Genomic DNA, 16837 nt, shown 5'->3' on the forward strand with positions numbered 1-16837 from the left:
ATTCTAGCCCGCTTCGAGGCGCCAGATGGCCCCCTGATTATCGGGAATCGTAAAGAACGCGCCGTTCGGTCACGACCAGGTCGAGCGGCGCGTCGGTGGGCTCGAGCGGCAGGTCGTCCGCCTCCTGCGCGCCGAAGGCGAAGCCGATGGCGACGGCTTCGCCGCCTTGGCGCAACTGCGCCAGCGTCCGGTCGTAGAACCCGCCGCCGTAGCCCAGCCGCCCCCCCTGCCGGTCGAAGGCGAGCAGCGGCACGATCAGGACCTCGGGCACCAACCACTCTCCATCGGCGGGCACCGCCGCGCCGAAGGGACCGGTGACCATCGTGCAGCCGGGATGCCAGGCGCGGAAGCGCAGGGGCTGCCCCTCGCCCATGACCACCGGCAGCGCCACGGGGCCCTGGTGGGCGGCCATGGCGGGGGTCGGGTCGATCTCGGTCCGGATGGGGGCGTAGCCCGACAGCGTGCGCCCGGCATAGGCCCGCAGGACAGTGCGAAGGGGACCGGTCTGGTCGCCCGAGGCCGCCGCGAAGGCCGCCTTGCGCCGGTCCATCGCGGCACGACGCGCCGTCTGCTTGGTGTCGGCCAGGCTCACAGCAGAAGGATTCCGGCCAGGCCCAGGAACGCGAAAAAGCCCACCACGTCCGTGACGGTGGTGACGAATGTGCCCGAGGCCAGCGCCGGGTCCACGCCGATCTTTTCCAGCACCAGCGGCACCAATACACCGGCCAGCCCGGCGACGACGAGGTTGATGACCATGGCGAGGCCCAGCACCACGCCCAGCATCAGCGTGCCGAACCAGACCCAGCCGATGACGCCCATGATGACGGCGAAGAGAAGCCCGTTCAGCAGGCCCGCCCCGACCTCGCGCCGGATGACGCGAAAGGCGTTCGACCCGGTCAGGTCGCGCGTGGCCAGCGCGCGCACGGCCACGGTCATCGACTGGGTGCCGGCATTGCCGCCCATGGACGCCACGATGGGCATGAGCACGGCCAAGGCCACGATGGCCTGCAGCGTCGATTCGAACTGGGCGATGACCAGCGAGGCCAGGATCGCGGTGGCGAGGTTGGCCAGCAGCCACGGGAACCGCTGCCGCACGATCTGCAGCGTGCGGTCGGCGATGGATTCGTCGCCCACGCCGGCCAGAAGCAGAAGGTCTTCCTCGTTCTCGTCGGACAGCACGATCATGGCGTCGTCGATGGTGATGACGCCCACCAGTCGCCCGTCCTCGTCAACCACCGGGGCCGAGATCAGGTGGTACTGGTTGAAGGCGTAGGCGACGTCTTCCTCGTCCTGCTCGGCGGGGATGGTGCGGAAGCTGGGCTCTTGCAGGTCGATCAGCGGCGTCACCCGGTCCGACGACATCACCTTGCCCAGGGTCACGTGGCCCACGGGGCGGTGACGCGGATCGACCAGCACGATGTGGTAGAACTGCTCGGGCAGGTCCAGCCGCGCGCGCATGAAGTCGATGGCGTCGCCCACCGTCCAGTGCTGCGGCGCGGTCACGACCTCGCGCTGCATGAGACGCCCGGCCGATCCCTCGGGGAAGCTCAGGGCGCGCTGCACCGCCACCCGTTCGGGCCGGTCCAGCGCCTCGAGGATGGCGTCCTGCTGCTCGGGTTCGAGGTCTTCCAGAAGGTCGACCACGTCGTCCGATTCAAGCATCCGGACCGCTTCGGACAGGACCTCGGGCGGCAGCGAGGCGATCACGTCCTCGCGGATGGACTCGTCCAGTTCCGACAGGATCTCGCCGTCGAACTCGGTCCCGTAGAGCGCGATCAGCCGCTGGCGCGGCCCCGGCTCCATCTGTTCCAGAAGGTCGGCGATGTCGGCGGGGTGGAGCGGCTCAAGCGCCGCGACCAGCGCCTCGCGATCCTCGGACTCGACCGCGTCGCGGATGGTGCGGATCACGTCGTCGCGCAGGGCGTAGGCGTCATCCTCGTCGTCGCGCTCGGGCAGGACGGGCGTCTGGTCAGGCTCGGCCATGGGGTCTCCCTCGCGCTTGTGGGTCGATCGGTCGCGCGGAACCTAGGTCAATTCCGTGGGGCCTGCCAGTGGGCGCCCGGATGTGGTTAGAAGGCGGCACGAACAAAGGAGAGCGCGCATGGCAGAGCTGATTTGCGGACAGGTGCTGGACATCGCGGGCGACCCGTTCACAGGCCCGCCCGAGGAGGCCGCGACGGTGCACGGTGCAATCCTGATCGAGGACGGCCGCATCGCGGCGCTGGGCACCGCGGCGGACCTGCGCGCGGCGCACCCGCAGGCGCGCGTCACCGACCTGGGGCGCGCGGTGATCCTGCCGGGCTTCGTCGATGCGCACATGCACTATCCGCAGACCGGCATGATCGCCAGCTGGGGCAAGCGGCTGATCGACTGGCTGAACACCTATACCTTCCCCGAGGAGATGAAATTCGGCGATCCGGCCTATGCCTGTGCGCAGGCCGACCTGACGCTGGACCTGGCGCTGGCCAACGGCACGACGACGCTGGCATCTTTCTGCACCATCCATCCCGAAAGTGTCGATGCGGTCTTCGCGGCGGCCGCGTCGCGGGGCATGGCCATGGTCGCGGGCAAGACCTGCATGGACCGCAACGCGCCCGAGGGCCTGCGCGACACGGCGCAATCCGCCCATGACGACAGCAAGCGCCTGCTGGAGGCGTGGCACGGCCGAGGCCGCGCACGCTATGCGATCACGCCGCGATTCTCGCCCACCTCGACGCCCGAGCAGCTGGAGGCGCTGGGGGCGCTCTGGGCCGCGCATCCCGACTGCCCCATGCAGACCCACCTGAGCGAGCAGCGGGACGAGGTGGCCTGGGTGGCCGAGCTTTTCCCAGACGCGCGCGATTACCTGGACACCTACGAAACCCACGGCCTGCTTGGCGCGGGCGGGCTCTACGGGCACGCCATCCACCTGACCGCGCGCGAGCGGGACCGCCTGCGCGAGGTCGGCGGCGCGTTGATCCACTGCCCGACCTCGAACACCTTCATAGGGTCGGGCCTGTTCGACATGGGCGCGCGAGTGGCCGAGGGACAGTTGGTGGGCCTCGCCACCGATACCGGCGGGGGGTCGTCCTTTTCCATGCTGCGGGTGATGGCCGCGACCTACGAGATCGGGCAGCTGACCGGCACGCCGCTGCATCCCGCGCAACTGCTGTGGCTGGCCACGACCGGCTCGGCGCGGTCGCTGCGGATGGCGGACGAGATCGGCACGCTGGCCGTGGGGTCGGTCGCGGACCTGGTGGCGCTGGACCCGGCCTCGACCACCGCCATCGCGCAGCGGTCGGAGCGCGCGGACGATATATGGGAGGCGCTGTTCCCCACGATCATGATGGGCGATGAACGGGCCGTCGCCGGCGTCTGGGTGGCTGGCGACCGGGTGACGGGCAGCTAGGCGTCTTCGGCCAGCCCGATGGCAAGGCGGCGCTGATCCTCCAGCACGCGCGGCAGGTCGATGGTGATCAGCTGGCCGTCACGCACGACTTGCCGGCCTTCGACGAACAGGTGGCGCACCTGGCTGGGGCCCGCCAGCAAAAGCGCGGCGTCGTCCCAGCTGCCGGCCGAGGCGGCACCGCGCAGGTCCCACACCGCGATATCGGCCCGCATCCCGATCGCGATCGCGCCGCAATCATCGCGCCCCAGGACCCTTGCGCCGCCGCGTGTCGCGATCCGAAGGGCCGCGCGGGCCGACATGGCGTCGCCGCCCTGCGCGACCCGTTGCAGCAGCATCGCCTGCCGCGCCTCGGCCACCAGGTTGCCGCTGTCGTTGCTGGCCGAGCCGTCGACGCCCAGGCCCACCGGCACGCCCGCCGCCAGCATCGCCGCCACCGGCGCGATGCCCGAGCCCAGGCGGCAGTTCGAGCAGGGGCAATGCGCCACCCCCGTCCCGCTGGCCGCGAACAGCGGCAGATCCCGCGGCTCGAGCTTCACGCAGTGGGCGTGCCAGACGTCGGGGCCGGTCCAGCCCAAATCCTCGGCATATTGGGCGGGGCGGCAGCCGAAGCGGTCCAGCGAATAGCGCACGTCCTCGTCGTTCTCGGCCAGGTGGGTGTGCAGGCGCACGCCCTTGTCGCGGGCCAGGTCCGCCGCATCGCGCATCAGGTCGCGGCTGACCGAGAAGGGCGAACAGGGCGCCACGCCGATCCGCAGCATCGCGCCCGGTGCGGGGTCGTGGAACGCGTCGATAACCCGGATCGTGTCGTTCAGGATGGCGTCGGGATCCTCGACCAGGCTGTCGGGCGGCAGGCCGCCCGCGCTGCGCCCGATGGACATGGCGCCGCGCGTGGGATGAAACCGCAGCCCCACGTCGCGGGCGGCGTCAATGGTGTCGTCCAGCCGCGCGCCGTTCGGAAACAGGTACTGGTGATCCGAGGTCATGGTGCAGCCCGAGAGCGCCAGCTCGGCCAGCCCCGTCATGGCGGCCACGCGCATGTGGTCGGGCCCCATCCGCGCCCAGATCGGGTAGAGCGTCGTCAACCACCCGAACAGCGGGGCGTCCTGCGCGCCGGGCACGGCGCGGGTCATGGATTGGTAAAGGTGGTGATGCGTGTTGATGAGTCCAGGCGTCACCAGGCAGCCGGACAGGTCGTGGATCTCGGCCCCCTCGGGCGCCAGGCCCGGCCCGATCTCGGTGATGACCCCGTCCCGCAGGCGGATGTCGGTGTCGGACCACTCGGTATCGGCGTCGTCCATGGACAGGACCCGCCGGGCGCCGCGCAGCAGGTGGTGGCTCACGCGCCGTCCCCGAGCAGCTCCAGCGCGGCGGCGTGCAGTTCCGGCGTGGCGGCGGCGATGACCTGCCCGCCTTCATGGGCCGGGCCGCCGCGCCAGTCGGTGACGATGCCCCCTGCCCCGCGCACCACGGCCAGCGGTCCCTGGATGTCGTAGGACTGCAACCCGGCCTCGATCACCAAGTCGATCTGGCCCATGGCCAGCAGCGCGTAGGCGTAACAGTCGAGCCCGTAGCGCGTGAGCCGAACGCGGTCGCGCACCCGCTCGAAGGCCGAACGCTCGGACGCGGTGCCGATTTCGGGGAAAGTGGTGAACAGGATGGCGTCCGAAAGGTCAGTGCGGCCGCTCGCCCGCAAGGGCCTGTCGCCCGAACGATCGCTCAACGTCGCGCCATCCGGACCGCCCAGGAAACGCTCGCCCGTGAACGGCTGGTCGATCAGCCCCAGGATCGGACCATCGGCATCGGAGACGGCCACCAGGACCCCCCAGCTGGGCGTTCCCGACAGGTAGGCGCGCGTCCCGTCGATTGGGTCCAGCACCCAGGTCAGCCCGGTGGTGCCGTGGCTCTGGCCGAATTCCTCGCCCAGGATCCCGTCATCGGGCCGCAGCCGGGCCAGCACGTCGCGCATGGCACGCTCGGCAGCGCGGTCGCCTTCTGTCACGGGGTCGAACCCGGTGGCGTCCTTGTTGGTCGCGCCAAGCCCCGCGCTGCGAAAATGGCGCAGGGTCTCGGGGCGCGCGGCATCTGCCAGGGCATGGGCCACGGCCTGCAAGTCTGTCACAAGATCGGGGGAGAGAGATGGCATGGTGGGTCATTCTGACCCATCCTCGGCCGGCGCGCCAGTGTCCTCGGCGCGGGCCGTAGGCTTTCAGGCAGCTTCGCTGAGCACGCGCGCCAGTTCGAACAGGCGGCGGCGCTGGTTCTCGGGGATCGCGTAGTACGAGCGAACCAGCTCCAACGCTTCCTTGTCCGAAAGCAGGTCGACCATGGGCGAGGTAGGGTCGGCGGGGCGATCGGCCGCCTCTTCTTCCATTCCCTCGAAGAAGAAACCCACCGAGACATCCAGCGCCTCGGCGATATCCCAAAGCCGGGACGCGCTGACCCGGTTCATGCCGGTTTCGTATTTCTGAATCTGCTGAAACTTGATACCGACCTTCTCGGCCAGCTGCTGCTGCGTCATGCCCAAGGTCCATCGGCGATGCCGGACACGCTTGCCGACATGCACGTCAACTGGATGCTTCATGTCTACCCTTCCTTCACACTCTGGTTGAATGCAATGCGCGACAAACAGCCGATCCGACAACCTGTCTTTATAGTCAGGGTCACACCGAAAGGGTATTTTTCCCATATCAATCAGCGACTTGAATACGCGGTTGCGCCATGACAGGAAAGGATCGCCCGATGCGTGCGCTTCAAATCACAGACCATGCCGATCAACCGAAAGTGGTTGATGTGCCACGTCCGGACCCGGGCGAAAATCAGATCAGAGTGAGAATTCATGCCTGCGGCCTGAACTTCGCGGACCTGCTGATCGCCAACGGAACCTACCAGGATCTGCCGCCCCTGCCGGCCACACTGGGCATGGAAATCGCGGGCGTGGTGGACGCCGTGGGGCCCGGTTGCGAATCATTCTCGGCCGGGGACCGCGTGGCGGTTTTCGCCGGTCACGGGGGCCTCGCCGAATACGGCGTGTTCGATGCCGGCCGTGCCAAGCGGCTGCCGGACGCCATGCCCTTCGACCATGCCGCGGCCTTCATGGTGGCTTACGGCACGTCGCATCTCGCGCTGGAGCATCGCGCGAGGCTGCAAAAGGGCGAACGGCTGGTCGTTCTCGGTGCCTCGGGCGGCGTGGGGCTGACGGCGGTCGAGCTCGGGCGGCTCATGGGGGCCGAGGTGGTCGCCGTCGCGCGCGGGGCCGACAAGCTGGAGGTCGCCCGGCGGGCGGGCGGGCATCACCTGATCGACAGCGACGCGGGCGACCTGCGCGGCGCGCTGAAGGATCTGGGCGGCGCCGACGTGATCTACGACCCGGTGGGGGGACAACTGCTGCAGGACGCCATGCGCGCGGTGAACCCCGAGGCGCGCGTGCTGGTCATCGGGTTCGCCAGCGGCGAGGTGCCGCAGTTCAAGGCCAACCATCTTTTGGTCAAGAATGTCAGCGTGTTGGGATATTATTGGGGCGGCTACATGGCGTTCCGGCCCGACCTTCTGACCGGATCGCTGGAAACCCTGCTGGGCTGGTATGGCGAGGGACGGATCAAGCCCCATATCAGCCACCACCTGCCGCTGGAGCGTGCCACCGAGGGGCTCGCCCTGCTCAGGGACCGCAAGTCGACCGGCAAGGTCGTCGTAACGATGGATTGAGTGATGGATACGATCTTGCTGGATGGCGGCATGGGCCAGGAACTGGTGGCCCGGGCCGGGCGCGCCACGTCGCTTTGGGCGGTGCAGGCGCTGCTGGACGACCCCGGGCTGGTGCGCGCGGTGCACGACGATTTCTTCGCCGCGGGTGCCGACGTGGCCACCACCAACACCTATTCGATCCTGCCCGACCGGCTCGAGGCGCACGGGATGGAGGATCAGCTGGGCGCGCTGACAGCCTCGGCCCTCAGCATCGCCGCCAATGCGCGCGACGCATGGGGCAGCGGTCGCGTCGCCGGCGCGCTGGGGCCCATCGGGTTCTCGTACCAGCCGCGCAACGCGCCGCCGTCGGACGTGGCGGCCGAGATCTATGCCCCGATCGTGCGCCAGCACGCCGAAATCGTGGATCTGCACCTGCTGGAAACCATGTCCTCGGTCGACCAGGCGCGCGGCGCGGTCATGGCGGCCGAGCTGACCGGCAAGCCGATCTGGCTGGCGCTGTCCGTCGACGACGATGATGGCACGATGCTGCGCTCGGGCGAACCGCTGGCCGACATCAGGGCCCTTCTGGGGGCCCATCGCATCGACCGGCTGGTGCTGAACTGCTCGGTCCCCGAGGCGATCGAGCAGGGCCTGGCGGTGCTGCGCGAGATGGGGCTGCCCTTCGGGGCCTACGCCAACGGATTCACCGAAATTTCACAGGATTTCAACAAGATCGGCGCCACAACTGATCTTCTGAAGGCACGGCAGGACCTGGGCCCCGAAGCCTATGCCGACCACACCGACCGGTGGCGCGAGATGGGAGCCACGCTGATCGGCGGATGTTGCGAGATCTCGCCCGCGCATATCGCCGAAATCGCCCGGCGCTGGGGCCGCCGCCTCTGATCTACTCGGCCGCCAGCCGCACGGTGTTGCCCAGGCGCGCGTAGTTGTCGCGCAGCAGGCGCGCCAGGTCCTCGGATACCGAGGCGGGCAGCGTGTTCGAGCGATAGAGGTTGATATTCTGCATCGGCAGGTCCGGCAGCCCGGCATTGGCGGGCAGCTTGGACACGCCCGCCGGCAGGGTCTGGTCCAGGATCACGTAGACCGCGAGGTCGGCCATGACGGCGACTTCGGCCGCGCGGTCCGACGGCGAATCCACGACCGAATGCCACTCGATCCCCGCCCGGTCCAGCGCGGCGCGGGCCAAGGGGCTGAAGATGCAGTTGCGGCAGAAGGCGAAGTTCAGCGGCCGGTCGCGATGGGCCGTGCCCCCCGTGGCGCCCGCCCAGACCAGCGGCAGCGACAGCAGCGTCTCGCCCCCCTCGCCCGTCGTCTCCTCGGTGGTCAGGATCGCGTCGCATTCGCCGCGCGCATACATGTCCTTCAGGGTCCGGGTCGGCAGCGACAGCAACCGGACCTTCAGCCGTGGATAGGTGTGCGCGAAGGCCGCCAGGAAGGTGGGGATCGCCGGGTAAAGGATGTCGTGGGGCACGCCCAGCACGATTTCGCCCTCGAACCCGTCATCGGTCATCCGCGCGATCGCCTCGTCATTCAGGGTCAGCATGCGCCTTGCGTAGGACAGCAACTGTTCGCCCGTGGGCGTCAGCGTAACGGTGCGCGCGGACCTGTCGATCAGCGACAGGCCGAGCGAATCTTCCAGCCTTTTCAGCTGCATGGACACGGCGGACTGGGTCAGGTGCAGGTGACCCGCAGCGCGGGTCACGCCGCCCACTTCGGCCACGGTCACGAAAGAGCGTAGGGCGGTCAGGTCCAGGTTCCGGGGCATATCATCATCCTTGATGGAGGCCGTCAAAATCATTCGTTTCCATTATGCGCCGTGCGGGTCCATATGATCAAGCACGTTGATGGAAATCCCCCAAATCATCACGAAAGGAAGTTCAGATGTCCAGTCTTTCCCATCTCGCCTCGGGCCTGGGCCACCGGGCCCCGCATCAAGCCCGCCACCGGGCGACCGGCCCACTCTCGCGTCTCGTGGCCTGGGCCGCGCTGATGCGGCAGCGCACCGACCTCGCGCAGCTCGACGAGCACCTGCGCGACGATCTCGGCCTCACCCGCCAGGACGTGGCCGACGAGTTGTCCCGCCCCTCGTGGGATGCGCCGAGCCATTGGCGCGGCTGACAGGTCACGACCCACGGCAGGCGGAGTGATAACGCTGTCGTGGGTCGTGCCGAATGTCGCATGCCCCTGTCTTGAAAACGTGCCATAGTCTGCAAATATATCAACAGCGATCCGCGCGAGCGGTCTCGATATTCACGTTTGGAGGCAATAAATGGCTCAACAGCAGACGATCCGTTCCGGCGCCGGCGTTCGGTCAGCCGAAATCGATCAGGGACTTCGCGCCCACATGAACAGCGTCTACGGCATCATGTCCGTGGGCATGGTGATCACCGGCGCCGCCGCCTGGGCCATCTCGGGCCTGGCGGTCAACGACCAGGGTCAGCTGACGCAGCTCGGCACCGCGATCTACGCGTCGCCGCTGAAATGGCTGATCATGTTCGCACCTCTCATCATGGTCTTCGCCTTCGGCGCGCTGATCAACCGCATCTCGGCCGCCGGCGCGCAGGTGTTCTTCTATACCTTCGCCGCGCTGATGGGTCTGTCGATCAGCTCGATCTTCCTGGTCTTCACTGGCTTCTCGATCGTCCAGACCTTCTTGGTCACCGCCGTGGCCTTCGCGGGCCTGTCGCTTTGGGGCTACACCACAAAGAAGGACATTTCCGGCTGGGGCAGCTTCCTGATCATGGGCGTGATCGGCCTGATCGTGGCGTCGATCGTCAACATCTTCCTGGGCTCGCCCGCGATCATGTTCGCGATCTCGATCCTTGGCGTGCTGATTTTTGCGGGCCTGACCGCGTATGACACGCAGAAGATCAAGACCGACTACATCCAGCACGCGCAGGCGATGGATCGGGAATGGCTTCAGAAGTCCGCCATCATGGGCGCGCTGAACTTGTATCTCGACTTCATCAACATGTTCATGTTCCTGCTGAGCCTAATGGGCAACCGCGAGTAACACGCTCGCCCAGCTCACGCTTCGGGACCGCTGAAACGCAACCGCCCGGCCAGATGGCCGGGCGGTTTTCTTTTGCCTGATGTCGATGGGCGCGGCGGATCAGCCCGGGTCGCGCCAACGGTTCACGATGGGATAGCGGCGGTCCAGCCAGAAGGCCCGCGGCGTCAGGCGCGCGCCCGGCGCGGACTGGAAGCGCTTGTATTCGCTGATATAGATCAGGTGCTCGACCTTCTTCACCATCTCGGGGTCGTGGCCCCGCCCCACCACCTCAGGTACGCTGGCCTCGAAATCGATGAGTTGCTCGAGGATGTCGTCCAGCACCTCGTAGGGCGGGAGCGAATCCTCGTCCTTCTGGTCGGCGCGCAGCTCGGCCGTGGGGGGCTTGTCGATCACCCGCGGCGGGATCACCGTGCCCTTCGGCCCCATCATCCAGTCGCGGTGGTTGTCGTTGCGCCAGCGGCAGGTCTGGAACACCCGCGTCTTGTACATGTCCTTGATCGGGTTGTAGCCGCCCGACATGTCGCCGTAGATCGTGGCGTATCCCACCGCGACCTCTGACTTGTTGCCGGTGGTCAGAAGCATCTCGCCGAACTTGTTCGACAGCGCCATGAGCGACAGACCCCGCAGGCGTGACTGGATGTTCTCCTCGGTCAGGTCCGGGTCGCGCCCCTCGAACAGATGCGCCAGCGCCTCGGTCACCGCAGCGCGCGGTCCCTCGATATCGATCCGGTCCAGCTTGACGCCCAGCAACCGCGCCACCTCGGTCGCGTCGTCCAGCGAGGCCTGGCTGGTGTATTCCGACGGCAGCATGACGCAGCGCACGTTCGCGGGACCCAGCGCATCGACGGCGATGGCGGCGACGACGGCGCTGTCGATACCGCCGGACAGGCCCAGCAGCACCTGGCCGAACCCGGTCTTGCGGCAATAGTCGCGCAGCGCCGTGACCATGACGCGGTAGTCCTGCTCCCATTCATCGGGATGCACGGCGCGCGGGCCCTCGACCGCATGCCAGCCGTCTTCGCCCCGCTCGAAATCCTGGTGATGGATGACCTCGTCGAAGGCGGGCAGCGACGCGGCGAGCGTGCCGTGCGGGTTCAGCACGAAGCTGGCGCCGTCGAAGGTCTGGTCGTCCTGCGCGCCCACCATGTTCAGGTAGACCAGCGGCAGGCCCGTCTCGACGGTGCGCGCCACCATGTGCGCCACCCGACGGTCGAACTTGCCGCGGTAATAGGGCGAGCCGTTGGGGACCAGCAGGATCTCGGCGCCCGACTCCTGCAAGGCCTCGGCCACGTCGGGATGCCACGCGTCCTCGCAGATCGGCGTGCCCACCCGCAGCGGTCCCACGGTGTAAGGTCCCGAGATCGGGCCTTCGTCGTACAGCCGCTTTTCGTCGAATACCGTCTCGTTCGGCAGCTTGTGCTTGAGGATGCGCGCCTTCACCGCGCCGCCTTCGAGCACCCAGTAGGCGTTGTAGAGCCGGTCGCCATAAGCGTAGGGCCCGCCGATGCCCAAAGCCGGGCCGTCGGCGCAGTCCCGCGCCAGGGCCTCGATCAGGTCCGTGGCGTGGTTCACGAAAGCGGGCTTCAGTACCAGGTCCTGCACCTGGTAGCCGGTGATGAACATCTCGGGCAGCGCGACCATCTGCGCGCCCGCCGCGCGGCCCTGCTCCCACACGTCGCGCGCGAGGGCGGCGTTGCCCGACAAATCCCCCACGGTGGGGTTCAACTGCGCCAGCGTCAGGCGAAATCTGTCGGCCATGGGTCGTCACCTCCGACCGCCCATCTAGCAGAACGCCGCCGAATGGGAAGCGGCCCGGGGGCGAAAAGCGTTGCGGCAGCAAGGGCCTGTCGATAGTTTCGGCACAAATCCAAGGGGCTGGGCCGCCGACGCGGCAAACCGCCCCGCAGACCGGCCGGCGCAGGCCGCGGACCGATCCGGCCCGCCGCGCGACCAAGGGGGAAACCGTCGATGCCCACCAGACCGCTGATCCTGACCAGCCTTGCCGCGATTCTGGCCGCGGGTCCCGCGCTCGCGCAGTCCGACGACGGCACGGTGATGACCAAGCAGTACGAGGATGGCGGCGTCTACGAGGGCACGTTCTCGGGCGGCCGCCAGGACGGCACGGGGACCTATCGCCTGCCCAACGGCTATGAATACAGCGGCGACTGGGTCGACGGCGAGATCCGCGGCCAGGGCATCGCGCGTTTCCCCAACGGCAGCGTCTACGAGGGCGAGTTCGCCGCCGGCAAGCCCGAGGGACAGGGCAAGATCTTCTTCGCCGATGGCGGCACCTACGAGGGCGAGTGGCAGGACGGCACCATCAACGGCCAGGGCGTCGCCGTCTACGCCAACGGCGTGCGCTACGAGGGCGGGTTCCGCAACGCCCGCCACCACGGCATCGGCCGCATGGAAAGCCCCTCGGGCTATGTCTACGAGGGCGACTGGGTCGACGGCGAGAAATCGGGCGATGGCACCATCACCTATGCCGACGGCGCGGTCTATGCCGGGCAGATGGAGGCCGACCAGCGCCACGGCACCGGCAGCCTGACCATGCCCTCGGGCCTGACCTACGAGGGCGACTGGCAGGAAGGCCAGATCACCGGCACCGGCACCCTGACCCAGCCCAACGGCGACGTCTACACGGGCGAGCTGGTGAACGGCGAGCGCCAGGGCGAGGGCCGCGTGGAATACGCCAACGGCGACACCTACGAAGGCGATTTCGTCGCCGACCGGCGCGAGGGCACGGGCACCTTCACCCGCCCCGACGGCTACAGCTACACCGGCGAATGGGTCGCCGGCCGGATCGAGGGACAGGGCAGCGTCGTCTATCCCGACGGCGCGGTCTACGAGGGGCAATTCCGCGACGACCTGCCCGACGGCACCGGCAAGATCACCTATCCCGACGGCAACACCTACGAAGGCCAGTGGGCGAACGGCGTGATCGAGGGTGAAGGCGTGGCCACCTATGTGAACGGCTCGGTCTACGAGGGCGAGTTCCGCGATGCCCGCAACCACGGGCAGGGCACGATGACCTTCCCCGATGGCTATGTCTACGAAGGGCAATGGGTCGACGGCCAGCGGCAGGGCCAGGGCACCGCCACCTATCCCGACGGCACGGTCTACGTGGGCGGCTTCGTCGACGGCCTGCGCGAGGGCGAAGGCAGGATCACCTATCCCGATGGCGCAACCTACGAAGGCGACTGGGTCGCCGGGCGGATCGACGGGCAAGGCACGGCGACCTACCCCAACGGCGATGTCTATACCGGCAGCTTCGAGGACGGCGAGCGGCAGGGCCAGGGCACGATCACCTATGCCAGCGGGGACGAGGCCAGCGGCGAATGGCTGAACGGCGCCCTGACCGTCCCGGCCTCGGAGGACGGCGCGGCGGCCGAGTGACCCCTTTTCAGGGCGGCCCCGCGTGCCCACCTGCAAGGGTGACCAAGGAGCCGATGTCATGAAGTATTCCGTTCTCGACCTGTCGCCCGTCCCCGAGGGCAGCACCGCCTCCGCGGCCATCGCCAACAGCGTGGAGCTGGCGCAGAAGGCCGAGTCCTGGGGCTATCACCGCTTCTGGATGGCCGAGCATCACAACATGCCCGGCATCGCCAGCGCCGCGACCGCCGTCCTGATCGGGCACGTGGCCGACGCCACGTCGACCATCCGCGTGGGTGCGGGCGGCATCATGCTGCCCAACCACGCCCCGCTGACGGTGGCCGAGCAGTTCGGCACGCTCGCCACCATGCATCCGGGCCGGATCGACCTCGGCCTCGGGCGCGCGCCCGGCGGCGACATGGCGGTGATGCGCGCGCTGCGGCGCCCGGGCAGCGACGACTTCCCCGCCGACGTGGTCGAGCTGCAGCGCCTTCTGGGCGAGCCCGACCCCGACCCCGGGGCCGCGGTCCGCGCCCACCCGGGCGAGGGCACCCACGTGCCGCTCTGGATCCTCGGCTCCTCGCTGTTCGGCGCGCAACTGGCGGCGCATCTGGGCCTGCCCTACGCCTTCGCCTCGCATTTCGCGCCCGAAGCGCTGGACCAGGCGCGCGACATCTACCGCGCGCGCTTCCGCCCCTCAGCGCAGCTCGACCGGCCCCACTTCATGCTGGCGGTGAACGTCTTCGCCGCCGATGACGCCGGCGAGGCCCGGCGCCTGCGCACGTCGATGCAGCAGGCCTTCGCCCGGCTGCGGCAGGGCACGCCCGGCAGGCTGCCGCGCCCCGTGGACGATATCGATGCCGAGATCGGCGCGGCCACGCGCCGGGCGGTGGACCAGGCCCTGCGCATCAGCGCCACCGGCGCCCCCGACGACGTGGCCGGGCAGCTCGACGCGCTCATCCGCGAACACCGCCCGGACGAACTGATCCTGACCGGCCAGATCCACGATCACGCCGCCCGGCTTCGATCCTTCGAGATCGCGGCCGACATCCTGGGCAACAGGGACGCGACGCTGGCCGCCTGAGCGCCGCGCCTCCTCCATCACTGGTCCGGAAATACTCCGGGGGCCGCGCCAGCGGCGGGGCAGAGCCCCTCCGACCTGTCAGACCAGCGCGCCCTGCGCCATGCGGTTCAGGAACGTCTCGGCCTCGGACAGGATCTGTTCGCGCCGCTCGGGCTTCATCCGGTCCCACGTGGCGTACATCTGCGCCATGCGCGGGTTCGACGCGAACCGCTCGCGGTGACGGTCCATGAAGGCCCAGTAGAGCAGGTTGAAGGGGCAGGCCCCCTCGCCCAGCTTGGTCTTCACGTTGTAATGGCACCCGTCGCAGTAGTCCGACATCTTGGCGATGTAATTGCCGGACGAGACATAGGGCTTCGACCCGACGATACCGCCATCGGCGAACTGGCTCATCCCGATGACGTTGGGCGCCTCCACCCATTCGTAGGCGTCGGCGTAGACGCTCAGGTACCACTCGTGCACCTCGTGCGGGTCGATGCCCGCGAGCAGGGCGAAATTGCCGGTCACCATCAGCCGCTGGATGTGGTGGGCATAGGCCTCGGCCTGCGTCTGCTCCACGGCCTTCGACACGCAGCGCATGTTGGTGGCGTCGCCCCAGTAGAAGCCGGGCAGGGACCGGCCATGGCCCAGTTCGTTGCGCGACGTGTAATCCGGCCCCTCGCGGAAGTAGATGCCGCGCATGTATTCGCGCCAGCCGATGATCTGCCGGATGAAGCCCTCGACGGCGTTCAGGGGCGCGTCGCCCGCCCTCCAGGCCGCCTCGGCCGCGTCGCAGATCTCGCGCCAGTGCAGCAGCCCCGCGTTCAGGTACATTGAGATGACGGCGTGGTAGAGAAACCGGTCGTCGGCAAGCATCGCGTCCTGGTAGTCGCCGAATTTCGGCAGCGCGTGCTTGATGAAATGGGTCAGCGCCCGGCGCGCCTGGCCCTGGTCGGTGGCGAACCAGAACGGGTGCAGGTCGCCGAAATTGTTGCCGAAGCGACGGCCGACCAGCTCCAGCACCTCGTCCACGGTCTCGTCCGGGGTGAACTGCATGGGCCCGCCGAAATCGACCGCGTCGGGGGCGGGCTTTCGGTTCTCGTGGTCGTAATTCCACTTGCCGCCCGCGGGCTCGCCATTTTCCATCAACAGGCCGGTCTTGCGGCGCATGTCGCGATAGAACCACTCCATCCGCAGTTCCTTGCGACCCTCGGCCCAGCGGTCGAACTCGGCGTGGGAGGCGAGGAAGCGGTCATCCGGCCGGATCTCGATATCCAGCGGGCAGTCCTGCAGCGCGTGGATCAGCCGCCACTCGCCCGGCTCGGTCGCCACCACGTGCGAGGTGCCGAATTCGTCCGCGCGGCGCAGCAACTCGCCGGGGATCGAGCCCGAGTTCGCGGGATCGTCCAGCGTGGTGTAGGCCACCCGCCAGCCATCGTCGCGCAGCCGCGCGGCGAATTTCCGCATGGCGGCGAAGAGGAACGCGATCTTCTTGGGGTGGTGCGGGACGTAGCCGGCCTCGTCCGCGACCTCGGCCATCACGACCACGTCGTCGTCCCGGTCGGCACCGCGCAGCGCCGACAGGTCCTCGGACACCTGGTCCCCCAGGACGAGGATCAGCCGCCCTACCATTGAATGGGCTTCGCGGCGTAGTCGAAGAATTGCCCGGTCTGCGCGGGGTCGAGCCCGTCGATCACGTCGACCAGGTTCTTCGCGGCCTGCTCGGGCGTCACCTTGTCGTGGTCGGGATAATCTTCGGTAAAGCTCGTGGCGACGGTGCCGGGATGCAGGCAGGTGACGATGGCGTGCTTGTGGGTCCGCCCCAATTCGACCGCGGCGCCGTGCAGCAGCGAATTCAGCGCGGCCTTCGACGTGCGGTAGGAATACCAGCCGCCCAGGCCGTTATCGCCGATCGACCCCACCCGCGCCGACAGGGCGGCGAAGACGAAACGCTTCTTGCGGGGAATGCGGGATTTCCAGTGCTTCAGCACCAGGGCGGGACCCAGCGCGTTCAGCGAGACCTGCGCCAGCAGTTCGTCCGCGCCCAGGTCGCCCAGCTGCTTTTCGGGCGTATCGCGGGTGCAGGTCAGCGCGCCGGTGGCCACGAAAACCAGGTCCATGTCATCGTCCACGCCGTCCAGGGCGGAGGTGACGCTGCGCTCGTCGGTGACGTCCAGGCCGTCTTCCGAGCGGGACAGGGTCGTCACCTCGACCCCGCGGCCGCGCAGTTCCGCGACCACCGCCTGTCCCACGCCGCCCGATGCCCCGATGACCAGCGCCTTCTTCATCCCGCGTCCCCCGT

The 16837-nt window shown here is 68.5% G+C and carries 16 protein-coding genes; 7 read left to right on the forward strand and 9 right to left on the reverse strand.

Annotation, left to right across the window (positions count from 1 at the left end):
• Positions 1-37 precede the first annotated feature (37 nt).
• Positions 38-592, reverse strand: a complete 555-nt coding sequence (locus BUB76_RS08510; protein ID WP_073128332.1) for a 5-formyltetrahydrofolate cyclo-ligase — start codon at positions 590-592, stop codon at positions 38-40.
• Positions 589-1983, reverse strand: coding sequence for a magnesium transporter (gene mgtE / locus BUB76_RS08515; protein WP_073128333.1), 1395 nt, complete (start codon positions 1981-1983; stop codon positions 589-591). The genes BUB76_RS08510 and mgtE overlap by 4 nt, the downstream gene beginning before the upstream one ends.
• Positions 1984-2101: 118 nt before the next feature.
• Between mgtE and guaD the strand changes: the two genes are divergently transcribed.
• Positions 2102-3388, forward strand: a complete 1287-nt coding sequence (gene guaD / locus BUB76_RS08520) for a guanine deaminase (RefSeq protein ID WP_073128334.1) — start codon at positions 2102-2104, stop codon at positions 3386-3388.
• On the opposite strand, the gene BUB76_RS08525 is transcribed toward guaD, so the two are convergent.
• The 3 genes from BUB76_RS08525 to BUB76_RS08535 all read right to left on the reverse strand — a co-directional run bounded on the left by BUB76_RS08525 (position 3385) and on the right by BUB76_RS08535 (position 5969).
• The gene (locus BUB76_RS08525) at positions 3385-4728 is read right to left on the reverse strand and encodes an 8-oxoguanine deaminase (RefSeq protein WP_073128335.1); all 1344 of its coding nucleotides are present in this window, start codon (positions 4726-4728) and stop codon (positions 3385-3387) included. The genes guaD and BUB76_RS08525 overlap by 4 nt on opposite strands.
• Positions 4725-5531, reverse strand: coding sequence for a histidinol-phosphatase (gene hisN / locus BUB76_RS08530; RefSeq protein WP_073128336.1), 807 nt, complete (start codon positions 5529-5531; stop codon positions 4725-4727). Before hisN ends, BUB76_RS08525 begins: the two co-directional genes overlap by 4 nt.
• A gap of 63 nt (positions 5532-5594) precedes the next feature.
• The gene (locus tag BUB76_RS08535) at positions 5595-5969 is read right to left on the reverse strand and encodes a helix-turn-helix domain-containing protein (protein ID WP_073128337.1); all 375 of its coding nucleotides are present in this window, start codon (positions 5967-5969) and stop codon (positions 5595-5597) included.
• Between the two features lie 158 nt (positions 5970-6127).
• Here BUB76_RS08535 and BUB76_RS08540 point away from each other — a divergent pair, with 158 nt between their 5' ends.
• On the forward strand, positions 6128-7090 hold the full coding sequence (locus BUB76_RS08540; RefSeq protein WP_073128338.1) for an NADPH:quinone oxidoreductase family protein: 963 nt from the start codon (positions 6128-6130) through the stop codon (positions 7088-7090).
• Between the two features lie 3 nt (positions 7091-7093).
• Positions 7094-7972, forward strand: a complete 879-nt coding sequence (locus BUB76_RS08545) for a homocysteine S-methyltransferase family protein (RefSeq protein WP_073128339.1) — start codon at positions 7094-7096, stop codon at positions 7970-7972.
• A 1-nt stretch (position 7973) separates the two neighbouring features.
• Here BUB76_RS08545 and BUB76_RS08550 read toward each other — a convergent pair whose 3' ends face one another.
• On the reverse strand, positions 7974-8855 hold the full coding sequence (locus BUB76_RS08550; RefSeq protein ID WP_073128382.1) for a LysR family transcriptional regulator: 882 nt from the start codon (positions 8853-8855) through the stop codon (positions 7974-7976).
• A 116-nt stretch (positions 8856-8971) separates the two neighbouring features.
• Between BUB76_RS08550 and BUB76_RS08555 the strand changes: the two genes are divergently transcribed.
• The gene (locus BUB76_RS08555) at positions 8972-9208 is read left to right on the forward strand and encodes a DUF1127 domain-containing protein (protein ID WP_084140596.1); all 237 of its coding nucleotides are present in this window, start codon (positions 8972-8974) and stop codon (positions 9206-9208) included.
• 151 nt (positions 9209-9359) lie between these two features.
• On the forward strand, positions 9360-10103 hold the full coding sequence (locus BUB76_RS08560; RefSeq protein WP_073128340.1) for a Bax inhibitor-1/YccA family protein: 744 nt from the start codon (positions 9360-9362) through the stop codon (positions 10101-10103).
• A gap of 99 nt (positions 10104-10202) precedes the next feature.
• On the opposite strand, the gene BUB76_RS08565 is transcribed toward BUB76_RS08560, so the two are convergent.
• A complete protein-coding gene (locus tag BUB76_RS08565; protein WP_073128341.1) occupies positions 10203-11861 on the reverse strand; it encodes an NAD+ synthase in 1659 nt (552 codons plus the stop codon).
• Positions 11862-12071: 210 nt separating this feature from the next.
• Here BUB76_RS08565 and BUB76_RS08570 point away from each other — a divergent pair, with 210 nt between their 5' ends.
• Together BUB76_RS08570 and BUB76_RS08575 are read left to right on the forward strand one after the other, a co-directional pair.
• Positions 12072-13499 carry an MORN repeat-containing protein gene (locus tag BUB76_RS08570; RefSeq protein ID WP_073128342.1) on the forward strand — a complete coding sequence of 476 codons (1428 nt, stop codon included), beginning with the start codon at positions 12072-12074 and terminating at the stop codon, positions 13497-13499.
• 58 nt (positions 13500-13557) lie between these two features.
• Positions 13558-14559 (forward strand): LLM class flavin-dependent oxidoreductase, encoded by a 1002-nt coding sequence (locus BUB76_RS08575; protein ID WP_073128343.1) that lies wholly within the window; start codon positions 13558-13560, stop codon positions 14557-14559.
• Positions 14560-14637: 78 nt separating this feature from the next.
• Here BUB76_RS08575 and BUB76_RS08580 read toward each other — a convergent pair whose 3' ends face one another.
• Positions 14638-16167 carry a cryptochrome/photolyase family protein gene (locus tag BUB76_RS08580; protein WP_073128344.1) on the reverse strand — a complete coding sequence of 510 codons (1530 nt, stop codon included), beginning with the start codon at positions 16165-16167 and terminating at the stop codon, positions 14638-14640.
• Positions 16161-16823 carry an SDR family NAD(P)-dependent oxidoreductase gene (locus tag BUB76_RS08585; protein ID WP_073128345.1) on the reverse strand — a complete coding sequence of 221 codons (663 nt, stop codon included), beginning with the start codon at positions 16821-16823 and terminating at the stop codon, positions 16161-16163. Before BUB76_RS08585 ends, BUB76_RS08580 begins: the two co-directional genes overlap by 7 nt.
• Positions 16824-16837: the final 14 nt, after the last annotated feature.

Source organism: Palleronia salina (assembly GCF_900141995.1).
GTDB classification, from domain to species: Bacteria; Pseudomonadota; Alphaproteobacteria; order Rhodobacterales; family Rhodobacteraceae; genus Palleronia; species Palleronia salina.

Excerpts from the sequence above, each read along its gene's own strand:
- mgtE (WP_073128333.1), bottom strand. The coding sequence starts at position 1,983 with ATGGCCGAGCCTGACCAGACGCCCGTCCTGCCCGAGCGCGACGACGAG.
- guaD (WP_073128334.1), top strand. The coding sequence starts at position 2,102 with ATGGCAGAGCTGATTTGCGGACAGGTGCTGGACATCGCGGGCGACCCG.
- hisN (WP_073128336.1), bottom strand. The coding sequence starts at position 5,531 with ATGCCATCTCTCTCCCCCGATCTTGTGACAGACTTGCAGGCCGTGGCC.
- BUB76_RS08535 (WP_073128337.1), bottom strand. The coding sequence starts at position 5,969 with ATGAAGCATCCAGTTGACGTGCATGTCGGCAAGCGTGTCCGGCATCGC.
- BUB76_RS08540 (WP_073128338.1), top strand. The coding sequence starts at position 6,128 with ATGCGTGCGCTTCAAATCACAGACCATGCCGATCAACCGAAAGTGGTT.
- BUB76_RS08545 (WP_073128339.1), top strand. The coding sequence starts at position 7,094 with ATGGATACGATCTTGCTGGATGGCGGCATGGGCCAGGAACTGGTGGCC.
- BUB76_RS08550 (WP_073128382.1), bottom strand. The coding sequence starts at position 8,855 with ATGCCCCGGAACCTGGACCTGACCGCCCTACGCTCTTTCGTGACCGTG.
- BUB76_RS08555 (WP_084140596.1), top strand. The coding sequence starts at position 8,972 with ATGTCCAGTCTTTCCCATCTCGCCTCGGGCCTGGGCCACCGGGCCCCG.
- BUB76_RS08560 (WP_073128340.1), top strand. The coding sequence starts at position 9,360 with ATGGCTCAACAGCAGACGATCCGTTCCGGCGCCGGCGTTCGGTCAGCC.
- BUB76_RS08565 (WP_073128341.1), bottom strand. The coding sequence starts at position 11,861 with ATGGCCGACAGATTTCGCCTGACGCTGGCGCAGTTGAACCCCACCGTG.
- BUB76_RS08570 (WP_073128342.1), top strand. The coding sequence starts at position 12,072 with ATGCCCACCAGACCGCTGATCCTGACCAGCCTTGCCGCGATTCTGGCC.
- BUB76_RS08575 (WP_073128343.1), top strand. The coding sequence starts at position 13,558 with ATGAAGTATTCCGTTCTCGACCTGTCGCCCGTCCCCGAGGGCAGCACC.
- BUB76_RS08580 (WP_073128344.1), bottom strand. The coding sequence starts at position 16,167 with ATGGTAGGGCGGCTGATCCTCGTCCTGGGGGACCAGGTGTCCGAGGAC.
- BUB76_RS08585 (WP_073128345.1), bottom strand. The coding sequence starts at position 16,823 with ATGAAGAAGGCGCTGGTCATCGGGGCATCGGGCGGCGTGGGACAGGCG.